The organism is Streptomyces sp. NPDC056161, assembly GCF_042268025.1.
Taxonomy (GTDB): Bacteria; Actinomycetota; Actinomycetes; order Streptomycetales; family Streptomycetaceae; genus Streptomyces.
On sequence record NZ_JBHJUV010000100.1, the window covers coordinates 1 to 20,183 of the forward strand.

Here is a 20,183-nt window from a genome sequence, read left to right on the forward strand (position 1 = left end):
AGTTCTCCGGGATTAGGCATGGCCGTATCAGTGTCGCAGATCCAGTCGGGTGACCTGCGGCGGAAAGCCCGCACGGTGGTCGTTGTCTGTCGTTCCCGGTCGCTGTCGGCCGCCCTCGGACGGCCCACAGACGGCCCGGCGGAAGCGATGCAAGGCACTGCCCGCACGCCTGTGACCTGCATTTTCCGAGCCTGGCCAAGGGCATGGGACATCCTTCCACGACGGGCCGTCTGTCGGCCCGGCCCATGCTGGCGGTAGCGTCGGCCCCATGATGTCGGGCGACGGAGACACACAGGGCAGCGTGACGCCGTTCACGGCGGAGGCAGCGGAAGACGTTCTCAGGGAGGCATGCCGACAGGCTGGGCTCGATCCGGCGGATGCCGAGCTGCTGAGGCTCGGGTCAAACGCCGTGTACCGGCTCGCCCACACCCCCGTCATCGTCCGCATCGCACGTAACCCTGACGCTCTGCTGGAGATGGACCGGGCTGTAGGCGTGGCCCACTGGCTGGCCGAGCACGACTTTCCTGCCGCCCGTGTACTGCCCGGCGTCCGCCAACCGCTCGTGATCGGGGGCAGAGTCGTCACCTACTGGGAGAGCGCCCAGGACCGCGAAGAGTACGCGACCGTGACCGAGCTGGGCGACCTCCTCCGCCGTCTGCACTGGCTCGAAGAACCGCAGTCACTCGGTCTCCCCTACTACGACCCGATGGCCAAGGTCACGGCAAGCCTCGGGGAACTGAACGGCGTCACGGACGACGACCGGACCTTCTTGGAGGAACGAGCCGAAAAGCTCGGCAAGGAGTACGACCGGTTGGATTTCGTGCTCCCCTTCGGGATGATCCACGGGGACGCGAGCATCGGCAACATCCTCCGCCACCGGAACGGCCAAGCGATCCTGAGCGACCTCGACGGCTTCACCCTCGCTCCGCGCGAGTGGGATCTCATCCAGACGGCAATCTTCTACGACCGGTACGGCTGGCACGATCGGTCGCAGTACGAGGGATTTGTTCACCACTACGGGTTCGACGTCATGAACTGGCCGGGCTACAAGGTGCTGGGCGATATCCGTGAACTCATGATGACGCTGTGGATGGGGCACCAGGGCGCTGCGAGCGAGAAGGCCGCGGAGGAGTTCACGCATCGTGTGGCTGAGATCAGGAGCGGCGACCGTCGGCACGACTGGCAGCCTTTCTAGGTTTTTGCAGGTCGGGCTGAGCTGGGGAGCGTAGGTGCTCACTGAGAGACCTCTTGCCTACGGCTCCCGTGGCGATCTCGATCATGATGAGCAGCGTGACCAATACGGGAGTTATCTCACAATTCCCGGGCCACTACTATCCAAGGCTTTCCGTGCCGCCTCCATGAAAGAATGACGATACTCACGCTTCGTGGGTTCCCCCTGAGGTGGAACGGCGCCGCGCATACGAATGTGTAGCGCCTGGGTGTAATCCTGGGCAGCCTGAGCTGTCTCATGCGAACAGGTCAGCTCTAATGTCTTCTTTGCCAGCCACAGATCGTGCAACTTCTCGTCTGCCGGATCTTCAGTGACCAGTAGACCAAGTTCTCGGCGGTCAAGTATCAACTCGACGCGTTGCGCGGCAGTGAGGAAGTCAACGATTGCTGACTTACGTTCGGCACGCTGCAAAGCCGCACGTTGCCCTCGATCACGTTGTCTCTCGACACGCGTGGCCAGGTACTGACCTACGAGCGTGCCCGAAGTCCCAAGAAGGACACCAGCCAGAGCCAGAACCGTTCCGCCAGTAACCCCGTCCATGGCGTACAGACTGTTCTACGGCAGCTGCCTCAGGGCAGGGTTCGCGAAAAATCGCCCTGCTCTGATTCTGCGATCACGGCTGAGAGGGGATCGAGCTCTTGGGCCTATACGAGTCTGTGGCGCTCCACAGTCTGTGTTCCCTGGCCTGCTCATGGAAGTCCTGAACAGAAGCCACGTCACTGAATCGCCCGAGGTGCTGACGGAACTCGCCGAGATAGGCCACGCAGCGCGCGGACTTGAGCTGTTCCCCCAGGTCCAGGGCATCGAGCGCCACGCGGCACGCCTCATCGGGCTCTCCCGCATGCAGGTGGGCGTCAGCTAGGACCATGGTCACGAAGAAGTCGCTTCGGACGTGGCTGCCGCTCATGGCATTCTCGGCGTGTGCCACTGCCTGGCTGGCGCTCTTTACGTCGCGGAAGCAGTGAGCGGACTCGGCTGCAAGTTCAGCTTGATCGAAGTACGTGATCCACTCGGGCTCGTCGTCACTGTTCACGCTCTCCAGCGCCTTTGCCGACGCTGCAAGGGCAAGTTCACAAGCCCGTACATCGCCCGTACGGGCAAGGGTGCGAGCCTCCATCGCGTGGAACTGGGCCCGGAGGGTGGGAGTTGCCACGCCCGAGATGCCCATGAGAGCACCGCGTGCCAGGGTGGCACCGTGCGTGAAGTGGCCGAGGAAGGTCGCCTGATGGCTCATGGCTGACAGGATGCTGCCAGCCAGCCGGCGGTTGTTGGCGTCCTGGGCGAGGCGGAGCGCTTGGAGGAAGTACCGCTGAGCAAGGCCGTGGTGGCAGGCGTCATACGACATCCACCCGGCAAGGAGCGTTGCCTCGGCAGCGGTGGAGAACAGGGCGCGTCCCACCGGTTCCGTGTACTGGCCGGCGAGCAGCGGCGCGACCTCACGGCTGAGGTACTGGATCACGGAGTGACGGGCGTGGTCGCCGCCGAACCGGTCGTCGAGCTGGGCGAACATGTCGCTCGTGGACTTGATCATCTGCACGTCGGCGAGCCCGACACGCGGGCCGTTGGCCGGCTGCGTCGTCGGGAAGGACGGCTCAGGGGCCACCAGCCACCGAAGCGATGCCTCGTTCCACGCGGGCTCGGACGGCTCGGCCTGCATCAGAGGTTCGTAGCCGTTGAGATCGGCCCGCCAGAGCCGGTCAATGTTGCCGATCGCCGCCTCAGGACTCGCGGGATAGCTGGTGTCGAGAAGTGCCGCGTCCTGGCCGGTGATGTGATTGAGCCCCAGCTCTGCGGCGGTCATCCCCAGCGCCTCGCAGAGCAACGGGCCGTAGAACTCGTCGGGAACGCTGTGGCCGTTCTCCCAACTGGCGATGCGTCGCTTCACGCTGGCGTCGGCGGGAAGTTGGTGCCCGTGCCGGGCCGCGATGCGTCGCAGCTCGTTGACCAGGCGCGGCTGGCTCCAGCCGCGTTTCTTGCGAGCCTCACGGAGAAGAGTGCCCACCGCTTGGACTGTGCCCGTAGTCCTCGCCTCCCCGTAATTCGAGTACGGCCGCAGTGCCGTTCGGATTCCCCCTGATGGACGCGGTCAAAGCTCCCGCCGCTCAGGAGAACTTGGAGACTACGTCACCACGGTGACGGGGGATGATGCGATGGTCCGTTACTCGTCATCCCCCGTCACCTCTCGTCATCTGCCCAGCTCAGGGCGGGGTGGCCGACGCTGGTCACACAGCGGCTGATGGGCCGCTGAAAGCCGGTAGGGGTGAGATGACGTGCAGAGGATGACGCGGCGAGGCATCCAATGGCTGTCCGCTGTGGCAGAGGATCCGGAGCTGTGCCGGGCGCGCTGGGCGGACGATCCACGTAAGCCGTACACGCTGCCGACGGGCCGTCTCTTCGATGTCGTGGTGACCAGCCAGCGAATCGGCATGGAAGCGTTCGACCAGTTGGAGCGGCAGAACATGCCGGTCGGCCCTGCGGTGATCGACTACGCCGCGAAGCGCACGGGCTTCTTCCTCCCCACGCGGTCTCACGCAAGGTTCACTCGCGCGCTGGCCGGGGAGACCGACACCCCGCCCGAGTACAAGTACCTGGAGCACGGCTCGTACATTGTGGTGCCTGGTCCTTTCCCGCTCTCCGGTGACCGCTACCAGTGGCTGAATGCTCCTCTCCGCAGGCCCGAGGCTTCGCCGCTGCGGACCGTCGCCCTGGCCGTCATGCTCGTTGCTGCCGCCGACACCTTGGCCCGAGCTGACCGGTACGGAGAGCAGTACCCGAACGTACAGGCCGCCTACGCGAAGGACGTCCAGACGGAGGCGCCTCATGTCCTCTGAACACGACTCGTACGACGCCGCCAACTGGAACCCCATCGAGACCGACGAGTGGTACGCCGCGCGCAACGCGACAACGGCCCTGCGCGACGTGCTCACCGCGGCCGGCATGACTCGGGACTTCCCGTACCTCCGGGCGGAACTCAACGCCTTCGGGCAGGGACTCATCGAATTGGGCCGAGTGTCACCGGAAACCGCCGAGCGCTTGGCCGAGCTGCTTCGGCGCGCGATCGAGTGCCGCCGTGACCTGTCGGACGCAGACAGCACATGTGGCCGCAACACGAACTGACCTACGTGCATTGGAGTGATCGAGCGATGGATCCGCGACGGGTGATCGCAAGGCGTGCGGAGGATCTGGCGCCAACCGTGCCGTACGTACGCGGCTGGGCCGAGGCCAAGCGAGCGACTGACGCTCTGGCCGAGCAACTTCGCGTGCTCGGCATGGAGTCCGACTTTCTTGGTCTGAAAGCCGACGTAAACGTGTACGGCGACGGGCTCGTCTGCCTGGGCCCGATCCGCCCCACGACGGCGCAACTTCTCGCCGAAGCCATCGCAACGGGCCTGGCTCTGGAAATGGCGGCTTCGGACACGGCGTTTCCCGACGCTTCGGCGGCCTGAAGGCCGACTCTGATCAGCCGTAAGCACCGGGGCGTGCTCCGCGACAACGGCGGCGGCCACCCGGTCACCACGGAATTCTTCGCACAGCCAGCACAGGAGGACGTCCATGCTGAGGCCCGTCTTCGCTGAAGACTTACAGGCGGGCGGGCAGTACGCCACCTATCAGTGCTGGGCCGCCGCCTACCCCCTGCATGAGGTCCGTTCCATCACGCTCGGGTCATGGGGCGGCACAACTCCCCGACTGGCGCTGCGCTGGCTTCGAGAACGTACGAGTCACATCACGGACCAGCTCGACACCGCATATGCGCAGTCAGGCCGCCAGTGGCTCGCTGACGAGCCGGAGCATGAGCGAGTACTCGCCTATCTGGTCATGGGAACGGCTTACCAGCTCACCCTGTACGACGAAAACACCCGCTACGTGCTCGTGGCGTACCCAAGAGGAGCAGGATCGTGAAAGGACTCGTGCGCGGCTACTGGTGCGAGTGCCGAACTGAAGACCTCAGTGGTGACCAGCCGCCGGAACTCCGGGCATCCTTCGACGCCTACTCGCCGTCCCAGGCGGACAGGTGGGTCGCAGTCACGCTCCGCACCATCTCACCCGCACTCGACCCGGACGCTTCCGACCAGGCATGGGTGTGGCTGTACCAGGGCCGCGTAGCAACCCGGCGCGCCCTCTTGCGCTCCGAGTCCTGCACGGTCACAGTCACCCAGGCTGGCCAACGCATCACGTGGACGATGCGACCGGTGCTCTTTCTGCCGCTTACCCACCGCCAGGGGGTACTCCCCGCCTGCGTCGACGACTTCAGACCCCTTCCGACCAACTGAGTTACACCATTCTCCACTGGTTCAAGGCGGCTCGCTCCGCTCACCGCGCGCTGTCCAGCTGCTGCACTCCTGTCTCAGCCCCGCTCCAGCCCGGCCAGCGCCTATGCCGGGCGCAGCGATCGCTGTCGTCATGAAGCTACGTCGGCAACGCTCAGCCCAGAGATGGGTCCGGCCGTGACGTAACGAGGAGGCGTGGCTGAGGCCGGCACGGGGTTGCTGGAAACACACAGGGCGGGTGCACCGTTCGACTCCGAAGTCCCAACCGTCGAAAACCAACGTCAGGAAGATTCACTAGCCTTCAGCGGAACCCACCCTATTAACGCCTCAGGGTCACCACAAACCGACGGTATATCGGCGGAACCGAGCCGAGTAGGCAGAGCTTTCGTTAGTAGCGAAACAACTAGCCCCCCCAACCTGCCAATTTGCGCGAGAACATGTTCAGGCGCCTCAATCACCCATTCCTGTTTGGGTAGATCAGAGAAGCGTCGAGAGACTCGAACAATTAGATATTCGCCGTATAGATAGGCGGCGACTTCCTCAACTCTCGGCGGGGGAGTATTTCCGCCGCCTATAAAACCCAGTTCCTTGAACGGCTCAAGAGTTGCGTTAATCCATGATGTATCAGTCCGTCGCAACTGAAGCTGCTCGCAAGACGGGTTCACAAGCATCACGGGTAAGTCGTCTCGGCTTCGTTTCCGCGAATCTTTCTCACCAAGGTTACCTATGGCGTAAGAGGAAGTTGCGCATTTCATGGTTACGCCACAGGAAGGAGTCACACCAGAAGTCCGGCAGCTTGAGTGGTGCATGCTAAGCAGGACTTTTCCGTTACCGAATAAGCCGTCCGCACATATATCAACATTCACTCCTAGCGGATCACCGCAAGTCTGGCAGGCCACCGGCCACATATTGGTAACCCAGCGAAAAATACTGTCTCTGTCTAGGAGGTCCTCAAGGTCATAGCTGACATTAATCTTGAAAGAATCAAGATTCTGCATCTTCTTTTTCAGCGTTTCGGCATACTCAGCTTGCTCGTTCGACAAGGAGATGGATTGCGCAAGCGGAGTGTCACCGCTCGCCTGAAAATTCTTCCGCATTTCCATCGACTGCACAAGACAATCGCCGCTTAACGGCACGAGCGCACCCCAGGAATCGTGAATAATCTCCCACGCAAGGGCGTTATTTCCCGAACTGGGACCCACAACCGAAGGCATCTCCCTGGGGCCGGCGATGGCAACAATTCCGCCGCACTGAATTGCAGAATTGCGCCATTGCGAGAATTGCGAGTGGGTCGAACTGGCCGCATCATCCCGGTATCCCGCGATGAAAGATATTTGGGGATCACTCTCCGCGGGGCGTAATAAGTCGAGATCAGTCTCCGTAACTTCGGCTACCATCCCAGCGGCCTGCGCACCAATAAAGCCGCTATCCAGCCTTTCAAATCCGAATACCTCCGGACCGCCATGTACGGCAAGATTCCAGAGGGGCATGTACGCGACAGGAAAAGGTATCCCGAAAGCACCTGCGGGGAATAATACCCAGTTCAGGGCATCGCGATTAGTGCCACCCCATTTAACAACTCCGCCTGCAAGTATTCCATTGTAACGGGCCCGTCTAAACTCAAGGGCACGTTCATGGTCGCTGTAGTCAATCGCTTTACGGCCTGGAGGAATGCGTACACCAAGGGGTGCCCCTTGCAGCACGACGGCGTACCCGGCACTGGCGACGTCTGACACCCACTTTGGATCTAGAGTGAGATCTCCTTCTGCTGCTACGTCACCTTCTGGGTCACGCAGAAGCACGGAGGCGCTGGTGCGATAGATTCCCCAGCCTTCGATCACTTCGAGCTTCCAGAGTCCTCCACTAAGCCTTTGAAACCCGCCCATGACCAGACGCTCGGTTCGCATTTCATGGACAGTTCCAGTACGAGTATCCTTCACTGCTATGATTTTTGCAGGCTCGAAAAGTAGGACCGGAATATCCTCTTCCGCACTCTGCATGAATGGCGCCATGCCAAAAATTGGATCGCTCAAGTAGGTAGCTCGGCAGGCCATTTTGTTGTCCATAAGAGCATCAGCGACTAGATTACTTGCCTCAGGAGTGCCACCCTGAACTGCACCCTTTGGCGGTATGCTCCAATGCTGAGAAGCTGGCCTGTCACTCCTGCGCTTCGGCTTCCTTGGTTTATTCTTTCTTTTAGGCATGGAACTCCCGTCTACTGGCTCGGAATCAGGCGAGTTGACTCTTCTGCTTCATCGAATAGCCGAATGATCAACTGCCGAAGTTCCGTCCCCTGCCCCGTTATGTCGTTGCCCAGTTCCACCAAGTCGCCAATATAGTTTCGAGTAACCTCGTCGAGCGGTAGTCCACTTTGGCGGCGATGCAATTTCTCGGCCTCACGAAGATTATGCTCGATCAGGCCAACTATCCTAAGTGCTTCAGATTTCTCAAGGCGTTGCTCCGCGAGCCCTTCACGTAGCCGCCATATGTACCGACGCGCTGCATTTAGGTAAATTCCCCCCATGAAGGGAACGCCGCTATTCGGATCGGCAGCCGAGGTCAAGATTTCGAACAGAATATCCAACCGACTACGCACATAGCTGACGGCCCCGGATTCAGAAACTTCCGCTGACGAATTACGCAGCCCAAGACTTTCCAGCGTTATGTTTTTACTCTCCGTCAACGCATCAACAGGCTTGATGCGATCCGCGTTTCGTGAATCTACAGCTACCGAAATTCCAAGAGTGGCTGCAATTATCCTTCTTGCTGGAGAAAGGTTGTACCACTCAGCGTTTCGCGGAGCGGAAGTTGCTGAACCTTTGATACCTAGGGTGCGACGTATGCTCTTACGTGCGGCGGTTAATGCGGACACCTTGCTACTCCGTTCCTGTTGCGGAGCGCTCCGGGGAAACTTGCGGCCCGTCCGAGACTATCCCAGACCGCTGCATTACTGTGTCCACTTGCAGTGGAACGGCTATGTGTCCACGTACACTTTGCGAGATATCCCCACCGCCTACCGCATCACTGGCTGGCTGCAAACTACCTAGTTGAGTTAGCAGGGCTGGGGCTGATATTCCGACGACTACGGCAGCATAGGTGCCGGTTATTTGTCCAGAAATTCCAAGAAGGAACGCCGTACCAGCCCCAAGAATAGTATGGAGCAGTGCCGCTATAGAGTCAGCAAGAGGATCGAAATATTCCCTGAAGGAAGGAGGTTCCTGGGTCTCTTGCGTCGAGTTCAACCGGAAATTCCGTCGCGCAGACTGCCACAGCATGGCGGAGTTGTAGAGGCCGATTAACCCTCGCAAGGATCCACCGAGGGCCCCGAGAAGGATCAGTAGAGGCCCACCCATGTTCCTCCCCCTATTGCTGCGAACCGAACGAAGCGGCCACTTAGAGCCTAGAAGGTCTAGCCGAGGCGTGGAAGATCGCTATCCAAAGATGGCCGGATGGATGCCACGAACGGGGTAGCACGGCCCATCCATGGCAGTTGCGGCCAGGGTTGAGGCGACTGCGTCGAAAAACCAACCCGGTTGATCACCAAGGCCAGAGTCAGACGGAGACCACCAAGTGGATCACTTTGATCCGCCGTCAGAGGGCCAGCGCTCAGCTGTCGTCGAGAAAAGCTGGACACATTGCCCGTGGCCAGACGCCGCCGCTTGCCTCGCTCTCGCGTGCATCGCGACAGGGGCCGTCGCTGTCCCAGCCACGGGACAAGACCGATTCTCGGCCAGCCCGTCTCAGGTTTCGTGACCCGTAGCCGTCCTTACCCGGACGGCCAACCGCCCATGAACGCAGTTGGACTCCCTTGGCCCTGGCCGATCACCTCACCAACACAGGGGGAAGGCGTCTTGGGCTCTCGCCGATGCATGCCGCTCCCATCAGGGGGATGAGGGGGTGGGGATCCATGGCCTGCAACATAGTCCCGAGGTGGCTCCCGGGGACCTTTATGCCCACCCCCCTTGACCGCGGACCTCGAAGGTTCTCTGACCGGTCTCACCCCACCAGGCAAGCTAGCAAGGAGCACTGACAACGGACCGCAGCCCTGCGCTTCGATCGCTCATACACGAACGATGTGCAGGGCCGTGAGCGCACCGTCATCGGCCCCCGACATCAAGCGGATAGGAAAGTTCCAGGTCATCACCTGGTACGTGAAACTCCTCCAAGGCAAGCGGCTTGCCGATCTCGCCGAGCGTCACGCGGATGATGTGGAGGACGGGCACGCCGTCGGGTAGCCGGAGCGTCTGGGCCTGGTCCGGGAGCGGCATCCGGGTGCGCAGGTACTCGGTGAAGTGGAGTTCGTGGCCCAGCTCGGCCAGTGCCGTGTAGAGGTATGGGGCCGGCGGAGGCGCCTCGTTCTCGTACTTGGTGTCGAGCAGGACAGAGAACGGGACGTACGTGCGGTGGAGTTGGCGCAGGCGTCCGCGTTCGGCGGTCTCCAGCGCGGCGTAGGTGTACATCGGCTCACCCGGCGGGATACGGAGCAGATCAGCCAGTGCGAGTGGCGCGTCCGTGCGTGTGGCGGTGGGTTCCTCTGCGCTCTCCCAGCGCAGGCCGTCCGCCTCCGCGTAGCGACCGTCAGCCTCACGCCGGACGCCGCGCGGCCTAGTCAGACTGGGGCGGCTGTGCGGTGAGCGGACGAACATGCCCCGGCCCATCATGACCTCGACCAGGCCGGCCGCCCGCAGCTCGGCGATCCCCTGCCGCACCGTCGGGCGTGTCACCCCGAACTGCTTGGCCAGGACTTCCTCCGACGGGAGGGGCTGACCTGCGGGATAGGTGCCGTCCAGGATGCCTTGCCGCAGGTGATCGGCAATCTGCCGGTACTTGGCCGGGGTGTTGCTGGGCGGCATGTTCCCTCCGTTGCTCGCTCTGGTCCGTAGCCCGTACAGCGTCCCTCATAACAACCACCTTGACAACCCGTACTACGGGATGCATTGTTGTGAGCCAAGCCCGTACTACGGGTGGAAGCCGACCCGTAGGGAAGTGGCTTCCGTGGGCCGGAGGAGACCGGGAAAGGCGACGTAGTCGCACGTCAACGGGCCGTCGGACACCGCTGATCTTTGACAGCTCAAGAGCGCGCTGAAGAACGCGAGTGATTTTGGTCCCCGATGCGCCCAGCGCGTCGGGGGTCATGACCGCTCGTCACATGACCCGTGGTCCATAAGACGCCTCGGGGCGGCTGCCAGTCCTTGGCCGGAGAGCAGCCGCCCCTACGGGGCCGTCCCTATGAGAGAGGTAGACCCTTGCCGTACATCGATGCTGGTCAGGACGGTGTTACAGCATCCCGGGCCGACCGCGAGCCGACCGCTGCGGAGCTTGCGGACATCCAGCGTGAAATGCCCGTGATCGAAGCGGAAATCGAGTTGCTTGACGCGGAGATCACGGCGTTGGGCCGTGTCCGCTCCCACCTCGACGAGCGGAGGCTTCGACGAGCGGAACGGCGACTGTTGGAGGAGCGCCGGCGTCTGGCCGCCGAGCAGCGGAAGGCTGCTCGGGAGGCAGCCGCGGTGACCGTGATCGCCGGGGCCCGCCGGTACCCTCTGCCACCGCCGGCGGCTGGAGAGGACCCGCGGTTCTCCTTCGGACTCCTTGTTGACGTCGCCAAGGTTCTTGAGGAGCACGAATTCCCGCCCGTAACGGCAGGCCGTGACCTGCTGGAATTGCAGATGGCCTTGTTCAGGTACCTCTACGCCGCCGAGCAGTCCGGCACAGACGCCGTCGGCGTCGGCGGAGGTGCCGCATGACCGTCATGCTCGGGAAGTCGAAGCCTCCGGCGCCGCCGCTCAGCGGGCCGGAAAAGGCTCTGCTGGTGGGCGCGGCCGGGCTCGGTGTCGGCGTCGGCGGAATCGGGCTGGCGTCCTCGTTCGACACCGTCTCTGCGGCCGGGGCACGCTGGGGCTTCTCCGTTCCCCAAATGCTGCCGATCGGCATCGACACCGCCGTTCCGGTCTTCACACTGGTCAATCTGCTGCTGATCCGGACGGACATGCCGTTGGCCTGGGTCCGCTGGGTTCCGTGGGGGCTCACCGGGGTGACGTGCTGGCTCAACGTCGCAGCCGGGCAATCCTTGTCCGCCAAGATCGCGCACGGCACCATGCCGCTTCTGTGGGTGGTGCTGTCCGAGGTGGCCGCTCACGTCTACGCGGTCCGGATCGGCGCGGTGACCGGCCGTCGGCTGGAGAAGATCCGGCGTTCCCGGTGGCTTCTCGCCTTTCCCTCCACCTTCGCTCTGTGGCGCCGTATGACGCTGTGGGAGATCACTTCGTACGCCGCTGCGCTCGACTGTGAGCGTCAGCGTCTGCTCACGCGTGCCGAGTTGCGGGAAGAGTTCGGCAGGGGGTGGCGCTGGAAGGCTCCCAGGCGTACGCGGGTGCTGCTCAAGCTCGGCGAACTCACGCCCGTACGCGAGCGTGCGCAGAACACACGAACGCCCTCGCACGCGCCGGAACAGTGGCCCGATGCGCAGCGACCGGTGTCGTCGTACGCACAGGTCACGGACGGTACGCCGTCCGTGAAAAGGCGAGCGGAGAGCCGTCGTACGCCTGACTCGGCAAGCGCGCGTGCGCTGACTCGACGGGCGTACGACGAAGCGGAGACCGAGCGTAAGCGGCAGCGTGCGCAGCAGGCGTACGCCGAATCTCTCGACGCGGGACGCCCCATCGGGCCGAAGGCCCTGGGCAGGGAATTCGGCTTCACCGAAGGGTGGGGCCGCAAGCAGATCAAGGCTGTCGAAGCGCAGCGAGCCACCCAACAAGCTCAGCAAGCCCAGCAGAACGAGAGCGGCCGGTCGATGGCCGCCGCCGGCGCCGGTGGCCGTCAGTAGCCACCTCAACCACGAGCTACAGCAGTCTCGCGGGGCCCGGTCTCAACCGACCAAAGCAGCGGCCGGGCCCCGCATTCCTCCCCGTTCCAGGAAGGAACCTCAGTGAACCACGAAGAGGAACACGAACTCTTCAAACGGCTCGAAGCGGACATGGCCTCCGAGTCGGGGGCCGACGTCGTCGACCTGGGCAAGGCACGATCGGCCCGCGACAGGGCAGCCGACCCGAACACCCGCCCCGAAGCCGCCCGCGTGACCGTCGACCAGCCGGCCGGCCCGGACGGGCCGGGCTACCTGGGTCGGCTGCTCGCCGCGAAGCGCCGTCCGGTCATTCCCGAGTGGCTGAAGTCCACGGCGGAATTGAAGACGGCCGCTGGCTGGGTGGCACGCCACTACGCGCACACTGCCGGCTATCACGTCATGCGCGCCCCGGTTTACGCTGCCCGCCTGGCCCTTCAAGCTCCCTCCGGTGCGGGGAAGTTCGTCGGCGGGACCATGCGATGGGTTGCTGACAAGGAGGGGGAGCCGGTACGGCTCGCCGCCGTTCGGCGCGAGGATGCCGCCGAGTATCTGAAGCTGTCGCGGCAGCGTGATGGGCGGGTCCGGTTGCGCACTCTTGTCACGGTGCTGGCGATGTTCACCGGGCTCGGTGCCGCACTCGCCATGTACGTGCTCGCCCCTGACTGGCTTCAGGCGGTCTCGGTGAACGCGGTCGTGATGGCGCTCGGGTTCGCCGGCCGCCGTGCGGATGACCCGGTCATCCACCGGGCGGTGGAGCTGCCCAGGGCGACGAAGCTCACGAGTGACGTTGTGCTGCGGGCGCTCGGCTCGCTGGGCATCCCGGCCATCAATCAGGCGCAGGGCAAGGGGCGGGATGGTTTCGAGTTCACCGCTCCGATCACCCGTGACGGTCCCGGCTGGCGTGCGGAGGGCAACCTCCCCTTCGGCGTGACGGTCACCGACATCATCGAGCGGCGAGAACGTCTCGCCTCGGGCCTTCGCCGCCCGCTGGGCTGCGTCTGGCCGGAAGCGGTACCGAACGAGCACACCGGACACCTGGTGCTGTGGGTCGGTGATCAGGACATGTCGCAGGCCAGGAAGCCGACTTGGCCGCTGTTGAAGTCGGGCCGTGTGGATCTCTTCAAGCCGGTGGCGTTCGGGACCGACCAGCGCGGGCGCTGGGTGGAGATCACGCTCATGTACATCGCGGCCGTCATCGGCGCGATCCCTCGTATGGGCAAGACGTTCCTGTTGCGCCTGCTCCTGCTGATCGCCGCCCTGGACCCGCGTGCGGAGTTGCACACGTACGACCTGAAGGGCACCGGCGACCTCGACCCGGTCGGCAACGCCGTCTCGCACCGGCACTGCGCTGGGGACGAGGAAGAGGACATCGAGTACGCGGTGCGGGACCTGCGGGCGCTGCGCGATGAACTGCGGCGCCGCGCGAAGGTGATCCGTGCCCTGCCACGGGATGTCTGCCCCGAGTCCAAGGTGACCTCCCAACTGGCGGACAAGAAGTCGCTGGGGCTGCACCCGATCGTGGTCGGGGTGGATGAGTGCCAGGTCTGGTTCGAGCACGAGAAGTACGGCAAGGAACTCGAAGAGATCTGCACCGACCTGGTCAAACGCGGTCCCGCAACCGGGATCGTTCTGCTTCTGGCCACGCAGCGGCCGGACGCGAAGGCGCTGCCCACGGGCATCAGCGCGAACGCGTCGGCCCGGTTCTGCCTGAAGGTCATGGGCCAGTTGGAGAACGACATGGTGTTGGGCACCTCCGCCTACAAGCGCGGTGTGCGCGCCACCATGTTCAGCTGGGCTGACAAGGGCATTCACTACTTCGTCGGCGAAGGGGCGGACGCCCGGATCGTCGGCGGGGTGTACGTGGACGCGCCGGCCGCCGAGGCCATTGGTGCCCGTGCCCGCACGGCGCGCGAACTGGCAGGCACGCTCTCCGGTCACGCGCTTGGCGAAGAACCGGAAAAGGACGAGTCCAGCGCGTACGACCTGCTGCGCGACATCCTCGCCGTGGTCCCCGCCGACGAGCCCAAGGTGTGGTCCGAAACCGTCGTCGCCCGGCTCGCCGAGCTGCGCGCCGAGGTCTACGACGGATGGGATCCCGAATCCCTGGCTGCGGCTCTGAAGCCGCACGGCGTCTCCACGCTCCAGGTGGGCCGTCGGATCAACGGCAAGGTCGTCAACCGGCGCGGTATCGACCGGTCCCACATCGTCACCGCGATTGCGGAGCGTGACGGAAAACGGCACGCGGGCTGACCGCTCGGGGCCGCTAGCGCTAGCGGCACACCCCGCTAACGTTAGCGGCCCCGCTAGCGCCCCGAACCTCATCTGATCAGGCCGCTAGCGGATAGCGGCCCATCTGCGGAAACCCCTGGAAACCGCCTGGAAGGGCCCGTCATGGCCTCCGCCCTGCTCGCTATCACCCTGATTCCCGGTGTAACTCTGTGTTACTCCGCCTTGTGCGCTGCCTCGCCCTTCGGCAACTGCCGCAAGTGCCGCGGCATGGGCCACGCGCTCAAGACCGACCGCAAGGGACGGCTGAAGCGCGGCAAGGACTGCCGCCGCTGCCACGCCACCGGTAAGCGCATACGCACCGGCCGCTGGCTTTACAACCGCTGGGCCCGCATCTACCGCGCCGGGACCGACACCCACCGCCCGGAAGGCTTCCGATGATCCTCACCTTCTCCGCCGTGCTGCTGTTCGGTCTCGCCTCCGTCGTCGCCGTCAAAACCAAGTCGACCGGCGCGGGTGCCGCCGTCCTGCTGTTCCTCTTCGGCTTCTTCACCGCCGGTACCGGCGCCTACGGACCCATTCGCGACCTGGTGGCGTCCTTCGCCCGGTTTCTGTCCCAGCTCGGCCACTGACGGGAGAACCTTCGTGAACGAACCCAGCGAACCCATCGTCGCGCGGCACTGGCTCGTCATCGCCGTGCCAAAGGCCGCGCCCGCCCTCGCCACCACGACCGTGCTCGCGCTGGCCCGCATCTGGAACGCCAACGGCGCCGAACACTCCGTCGGCGACGCCGTACTCATGACCGCTCTGTCCCTGGGCGCCGCCGCGGCGGGCGCGTGCGCGAGCGTCGGCCGCGCCGGGGACAGCACCATCGCCGGGACCGCGTTCGCCACGTCCGGGGCGCTCGCCTTCGCCGGAGTCGCCGGATACGCCGACCGGCTGCCCCTGCCACTGCTGTTGTGGGCCATGGCCACCGCCGGCGCCTACGGACTCGCCGCCCGCTACTGGCGCACCGACAGGCGCGAACGCGTCACCCACGAGCGGCGCCTCACCGAGCGCCACGCGGAACACGCCCACGTCGAACGCGTCGAGACCATCCGTGCCACCGCCCAGATCGAGGTGGCTCGCACCGGCGCCGCCTACGCCGGACAACTCGCCGCCGCACTCACCGCCCGCGCTGCGCTGCCCGGCTTCGACCCCAAGGCCCTGGAAACCGCCGGGCTACCCGCACTCCCCGCCCACGACAACCACACGTGACGTCACCGGGGGCGGTCGCCTCTCGCCAAAGACCGCGACCGCCCCCGCCTCTCCGTTCCCTTGCACAGAAACAGGAGAAGTCCAGCATGGCATCCGAGCACCACCCGCCGCCCCAATCCCGCGTTCGCAGCCTCTACGCGGTGGACGGCTCATTCACCGATCGCCTGCCGCCGCAGGACATCGAAGCCGAACAGGCCGTGTTGGGCGGCATGCTCCTCTCGGCCGACGCCATCGGTGAAGTGGTGAACGTGCTCGACCCGAGCGACTATTACCGCCCAGCCCACGAGTCCATTCACCGCGCGATCTGCGACCTGCACCACGCAGGGCAGCCGGTGGACCCCATCATCCTCAGCGCGGAACTGTCCACGCGCGGTGACCTCACCCGCATCGGCGGAGCCTCATACCTGCACAGTCTCGTCGATGCGGTCCCCACCGCGGCGAACGCCGAGTACTACGCCGAGATCGTGCGCGGCAAAGCAAGGCTCCGGCGCCTGGTCGAGCACGGCACCCGCCTCGTGGAGTGGGCCTCAGCACCAGGCGCCGACCCCGAAGAAGTCGGCGCCGTGGCCGTCACCCACGTCAGGGAACTTGCCGCACCGGAGCATTCCACTCTGCTCAGCAGCCCGGCCGAGGAATCCCCCACGGGCACCGTGCCGAACCCCCTCTACGACCCTGCGCCCGACCTTCGCCGCCCGCACCGGCCCGGACCCACCCCGCACCCGGCCGTGTTCTGCGGCTGGCTGGGCGAAACCGTGCGGGAACTGGACCCGACCACCGAGGCCGATCCGGTGGCCGTGCTCGTGAACCTCATGTCCGCGGCCGGAGCCATCATCGGCCGTCGCCCGCATCTGTGGATCGGCAACGACCGTCATCCGGCGCTGCTCTGGGCGCTCACCGTCGGCGCCACCTCCGCCGGCCGCAAAGGCTCGGCGACATCGACGGCGAAACGGCCCCTGGCCACCGCCTTCCCGGATTTCTTCGGGCCGGACCACACACCCCGTGGCCTCAACTCCGGTGAAGGACTGATCGAGTACGTCAAGGACGACAACAGCGACGGCGCGTCCCCGGCCAGCCTGGACAAGCGGCTCTGGGTGGTCGAGTCCGAATACGCCGTGACCATGAGCCGTGGACGACGCGAGGGCAGCAGCCTTCCGGGCGTTCTGCGGCAGGCATGGGACGGCGAAGATCTGGGCTCGATGGTCCGCAACTCGATGAAGGCCACGAACCCGCACATCGCGATCCTCGGCCACATCACCCCGGACGAGTTCCGGGCGAAGATGCAGGACTCGGAGATGGCAGGCGGGACGTACAACCGGTTCCTGCCGATCTTCTGCCACCGCAACCTGATCCTCCCCGAGTCCCGAGGAGCAGACCCTCAGCTGATCGACAACCTCGCGCACGCTTGGCGGACCGTGCTCAATGACGCCGCGAAGGTCGACGAGGTGAAGATCAGCGCCGCCGCACGAGCGCTCTACCGGGACGAGATCTACCCCGCTCTCACCGAGGACACGGCAAGCGGAGCACTCGCCGAGTTCACGGCCCGCGCCGCCCCCTACGCTCTGCGCGCCGCCATGATCTACGCCCTGTGCGACCAGGGCGACACGATCCAGGAAGATCACATGCGCGCGGCCTGGCACCTGATCAACTACGCCCACGCCACAGCGGCTCACCTGGTCGGCTCCGGCTCGGGTGATCCCAAGCTCGACAAACTCGCCGCCGCAGTCCGCAAGGCCGGTGCAGAGGGACTGACCGGCAACGACATCCACCGCCTGTTCAAGAACGACCGCAAGGCCGAGCGCGAACGGCTCATGGCCGCACTGCTCGAACAACCCGGATACACCCGCCGCCAACGAGCCACCCGGGGACGGCCAACGACGGTCCTCGCCTACGCGGTCTGAGACGGGAAGGGCGCAAAGGGCGGAAAGCACACTGACCTGCGGAGACCGCAGGGGCGAGAAGTGCGCCACGAAGCGGGCGGTAAGCCCCGCACGCCCTGACCACGAGCCCTTGGCGCCCCGCTTTCCACGCCCTTAGCGACCGCGCAAAACACCAGCCCAGGCGGCTTTCCGACCTTAGCGCCCTTTGCGCCTGCCCCTGGCTTCCGAACCGACCCGACCGTACTCCGGCCCCCGATCCGTACTCCGGCCCCAGGAGTTCCCGCCCCATGCCTTCCCCGAACCCCGCCACAACAGCACTCCCTGACCGCTACCTCACGCCCGAAGACCTGGCCGCGCTCCTGGGCGTGCCGCTGGAGACCGTCTACCAGTGGCGCCGGAAGAGGACGGGCCCGCCCGGCTTCAGAGTCGGGCGGCACCTCCGCTACGACCCCGCCGCGGTGAGCCGATGGATCGCTGACCGCATGGAGGACGACACCGCGTAACGCCCCCCTCCACACCCCACCGGGGACGGCCGAACGGCCGTTCCCGGGCTTCCTGCTGCCCCTGAAACCCGACCGTCCCGAAGGGAAGTCTTTTCATGGCCGGCCACATCCAAGACCGCTGGTACAAGACCGAAACCGACGCCGCAGGCAAGACCATCCGTGTCAAGACCGACCGCAACGGCAACGGCCTGCGCTACCGCGCCCGGTACATCGGACCCGACGGCACCGAGAAGTCCAAGAGCTTCCCCGACGGACAGAAGCGCCTGGCTGAGAAGTGGCTCACCAACACCGCGTCCGACATGTCGCGCGGCCACTACATCGACCCGCGCGCGGCCCGGATCACCTTCAAGACCTACGCCGAGAAGTGGCTCAAGACCCACACCGCCGACATGTCCAGCCAGATCGTCGCGGAACAGCGGCTGCGCCTGCACGCGTTCCCCATCGTCGGCACGCGACCGCTGGACTCGTTCCGCCCCGAGCACATCCGTGAACTCACGAGCGCGCTGGAGGCGAACCCCGCGGTGAGCGGCGCGTATGCGCGCAACATCTACGGCGACGTTCGAGCCGTGCTGAGCGCGGCCGTCGACGACGGCCTGTTGCCCCGAAACCCGTGCTCTGCGAAATCCGTCCGGCCGCCGACCGTTGAACGTCGCCGCGTCGTGCCATGGCTGCCCACCCAGGTGCAAGCCGTCCGCGCCGCACTCCCCGAGCGGTACCGGACCATGGTGGACACGGGCGCCGGGTGCGGACTCCGCCAAGGTGAGATCGTGGGGCTCGCTGAGGATGCGCTCGACTTCGAGGGCGGCATCCTGCGGGTGGTCCGGCAAGTGAAGCTCATCCGAGGGAAGGCCGTGTTCGCCCCGCCGAAGTGCAACAAGGAGCGGGATGTACCACTGCCGTCGTCGGTGGCGAAGGCTCTGCGCGTCCACATGGACGCCTTCAAGCCCGTTGAGATCACGTTGCCGTGGCGGAAGCCGGACGGCCCGAAGGTGTCGGCCCGTCTCCTGTTCACGAACACCGCGAGTGGGGTCGTGTGGCGCAGCAACTTCAACATCCAGGAGTGGAAACGCGCGCTGGCAGTCGCCGGCCTCATCCCGGACGCCGGGCCGGACGGCAAGTACGAGTCGGCGCGCGAACACGGCATGCATGCGCTGAGGCACTTCTACGCCTCGGTGCTGCTGGACGCCGGGGAGAGCGTCAAGGCCGTTAGTCAGTACCTCGGGCACACCGACCCGGCGTTGACACTGCGGGTGTACGCGCACCTCATGCCCAGTAGTCAAGAGCGCACCCGCATTGCCGTTGACACCGTGCTCGGTCGGCATCAGACCGAAGGCGACTCCTAGGACTCCGAGAGGGATTCCGAGAGGGGTCGGATTCAATCCGGCATTGCCATTGACACCGAGCTCGGTCGGTATCAGATCGAAGGCGCACTCCCTAAGATTCCTAGATGAATGCCGGATCGAATCCGGCATTCAAAGGAACGGCCTAGGCCATTCCTTCAGATCGATGGAATCCGGGTTTGCGGAGGCGTGGGCCGGTGGGGCACAATCACTGACGCCCGACGACGTGCGTATGCACCAAGTCAAAGGCCATCCGCGCGCCTTGGGGAAGGAATTGATGCGGATGACCGTGGTCCCCATGTCCTTCAGAGAGCACAGGAGCCATAAGCATTATGGGACACCAGCCGTGTGTTTGCCAGCCGAGCAGCCCGCCCGCCTGGGCAATGTGCCTCGCCTACGTCAGTACCCTCGTAGCGGGAGCCACTCTCATTTGCACACACCAGGTCACTACGGCCGAGGCATCCGGATACGTCGCGCCGTTTCTGGTCCTCTACGAGCGGATGCTTGCGCGCCAGTAGGAGCGCTGCAACCTCCTGACGGCCCAGAGACGGCCCAGTAACCCGCGACAGGCCCTCCATCGATCCTAAATGTGCAGGTGGGGGGCCTGATTCCGTTGGAGGCTCGCCAGTTCTCCGGG

19 protein-coding genes are annotated in these 20,183 nt (G+C 64.9%); 15 read left to right on the plus strand and 4 right to left on the minus strand.

What is annotated here, in order from left to right:
• Positions 1–268: 268 nt before the first annotated feature.
• Entirely contained in the window at positions 269–1,195 is a 927-nt protein-coding gene (locus ACFC09_RS44295; protein WP_376538564.1) for a phosphotransferase, read from the plus strand.
• A gap of 649 nt (positions 1,196–1,844) precedes the next feature.
• Here the strand turns inward: ACFC09_RS44295 and ACFC09_RS44300 are convergent.
• Positions 1,845–3,116 (minus strand): hypothetical protein, encoded by a 1,272-nt coding sequence (locus tag ACFC09_RS44300; RefSeq protein WP_376538596.1) that lies wholly within the window; start codon positions 3,114–3,116, stop codon positions 1,845–1,847.
• A gap of 394 nt (positions 3,117–3,510) precedes the next feature.
• Here ACFC09_RS44300 and ACFC09_RS44305 point away from each other — a divergent pair, with 394 nt between their 5' ends.
• From ACFC09_RS44305 to ACFC09_RS44325, 5 genes are all read left to right on the plus strand, one after another.
• Positions 3,511–4,062, plus strand: coding sequence for a bifunctional DNA primase/polymerase (locus ACFC09_RS44305; protein ID WP_376538566.1), 552 nt, complete (start codon positions 3,511–3,513; stop codon positions 4,060–4,062).
• Positions 4,052–4,348 (plus strand): hypothetical protein, encoded by a 297-nt coding sequence (locus ACFC09_RS44310; RefSeq protein WP_376538568.1) that lies wholly within the window; start codon positions 4,052–4,054, stop codon positions 4,346–4,348. The genes ACFC09_RS44305 and ACFC09_RS44310 overlap by 11 nt, the downstream gene beginning before the upstream one ends.
• Before the next feature lie 26 nt (positions 4,349–4,374).
• Complete coding sequence (locus ACFC09_RS44315; protein WP_376538570.1) at positions 4,375–4,677, plus strand: hypothetical protein; 303 nt, start codon at positions 4,375–4,377, stop codon at positions 4,675–4,677.
• Between the two features lie 106 nt (positions 4,678–4,783).
• Positions 4,784–5,131 (plus strand): hypothetical protein, encoded by a 348-nt coding sequence (locus ACFC09_RS44320; RefSeq protein ID WP_376538572.1) that lies wholly within the window; start codon positions 4,784–4,786, stop codon positions 5,129–5,131.
• Positions 5,128–5,502 (plus strand): hypothetical protein, encoded by a 375-nt coding sequence (locus ACFC09_RS44325; protein ID WP_376538574.1) that lies wholly within the window; start codon positions 5,128–5,130, stop codon positions 5,500–5,502. Before ACFC09_RS44320 ends, ACFC09_RS44325 begins: the two co-directional genes overlap by 4 nt.
• A gap of 278 nt (positions 5,503–5,780) precedes the next feature.
• On the opposite strand, the gene ACFC09_RS44330 is transcribed toward ACFC09_RS44325, so the two are convergent.
• The 3 genes from ACFC09_RS44330 to ACFC09_RS44340 all read right to left on the minus strand — a co-directional run bounded on the left by ACFC09_RS44330 (position 5,781) and on the right by ACFC09_RS44340 (position 10,352).
• Positions 5,781–7,565: a hypothetical protein gene (locus tag ACFC09_RS44330; RefSeq protein ID WP_376538576.1), complete on the minus strand. Its 1,785-nt coding sequence runs from the start codon at positions 7,563–7,565 to the stop codon at positions 5,781–5,783.
• Between the two features lie 149 nt (positions 7,566–7,714).
• On the minus strand, positions 7,715–8,371 hold the full coding sequence (locus tag ACFC09_RS44335; protein WP_376538578.1) for a hypothetical protein: 657 nt from the start codon (positions 8,369–8,371) through the stop codon (positions 7,715–7,717).
• Positions 8,372–9,596: 1,225 nt separating this feature from the next.
• Positions 9,597–10,352: a GntR family transcriptional regulator gene (locus tag ACFC09_RS44340; RefSeq protein ID WP_376538580.1), complete on the minus strand. Its 756-nt coding sequence runs from the start codon at positions 10,350–10,352 to the stop codon at positions 9,597–9,599.
• 393 nt (positions 10,353–10,745) lie between these two features.
• On the opposite strand from ACFC09_RS44340, the gene ACFC09_RS44345 reads away from it, so the two are divergent.
• From ACFC09_RS44345 to ACFC09_RS44385, 9 genes are all read left to right on the plus strand, one after another.
• The gene (locus tag ACFC09_RS44345; protein WP_376538582.1) at positions 10,746–11,246 is read left to right on the plus strand and encodes a DUF6284 family protein; all 501 of its coding nucleotides are present in this window, start codon (positions 10,746–10,748) and stop codon (positions 11,244–11,246) included.
• Entirely contained in the window at positions 11,243–12,325 is a 1,083-nt protein-coding gene (locus ACFC09_RS44350; RefSeq protein ID WP_376538583.1) for a DUF2637 domain-containing protein, read from the plus strand. Before ACFC09_RS44345 ends, ACFC09_RS44350 begins: the two co-directional genes overlap by 4 nt.
• Before the next feature lie 150 nt (positions 12,326–12,475).
• Positions 12,476–14,593: a cell division protein FtsK gene (locus ACFC09_RS44355; RefSeq protein WP_376538598.1), complete on the plus strand. Its 2,118-nt coding sequence runs from the start codon at positions 12,476–12,478 to the stop codon at positions 14,591–14,593.
• Positions 14,594–14,734: 141 nt separating this feature from the next.
• Positions 14,735–15,010 (plus strand): hypothetical protein, encoded by a 276-nt coding sequence (locus ACFC09_RS44360; protein ID WP_376538585.1) that lies wholly within the window; start codon positions 14,735–14,737, stop codon positions 15,008–15,010.
• Positions 15,007–15,201: a hypothetical protein gene (locus ACFC09_RS44365; RefSeq protein ID WP_376538587.1), complete on the plus strand. Its 195-nt coding sequence runs from the start codon at positions 15,007–15,009 to the stop codon at positions 15,199–15,201. The genes ACFC09_RS44360 and ACFC09_RS44365 overlap by 4 nt, the downstream gene beginning before the upstream one ends.
• Positions 15,202–15,214: 13 nt before the next feature.
• Positions 15,215–15,826 (plus strand): hypothetical protein, encoded by a 612-nt coding sequence (locus tag ACFC09_RS44370; RefSeq protein WP_376538588.1) that lies wholly within the window; start codon positions 15,215–15,217, stop codon positions 15,824–15,826.
• An 86-nt stretch (positions 15,827–15,912) separates the two neighbouring features.
• The gene (locus tag ACFC09_RS44375) at positions 15,913–17,724 is read left to right on the plus strand and encodes a DnaB-like helicase N-terminal domain-containing protein (RefSeq protein ID WP_376538590.1); all 1,812 of its coding nucleotides are present in this window, start codon (positions 15,913–15,915) and stop codon (positions 17,722–17,724) included.
• A 266-nt stretch (positions 17,725–17,990) separates the two neighbouring features.
• Positions 17,991–18,206, plus strand: coding sequence for a helix-turn-helix domain-containing protein (locus tag ACFC09_RS44380; protein WP_376538592.1), 216 nt, complete (start codon positions 17,991–17,993; stop codon positions 18,204–18,206).
• Positions 18,207–18,301: 95 nt separating this feature from the next.
• Positions 18,302–19,549: a tyrosine-type recombinase/integrase gene (locus ACFC09_RS44385; protein ID WP_376538594.1), complete on the plus strand. Its 1,248-nt coding sequence runs from the start codon at positions 18,302–18,304 to the stop codon at positions 19,547–19,549.
• Positions 19,550–20,183 lie beyond the last annotated feature (634 nt).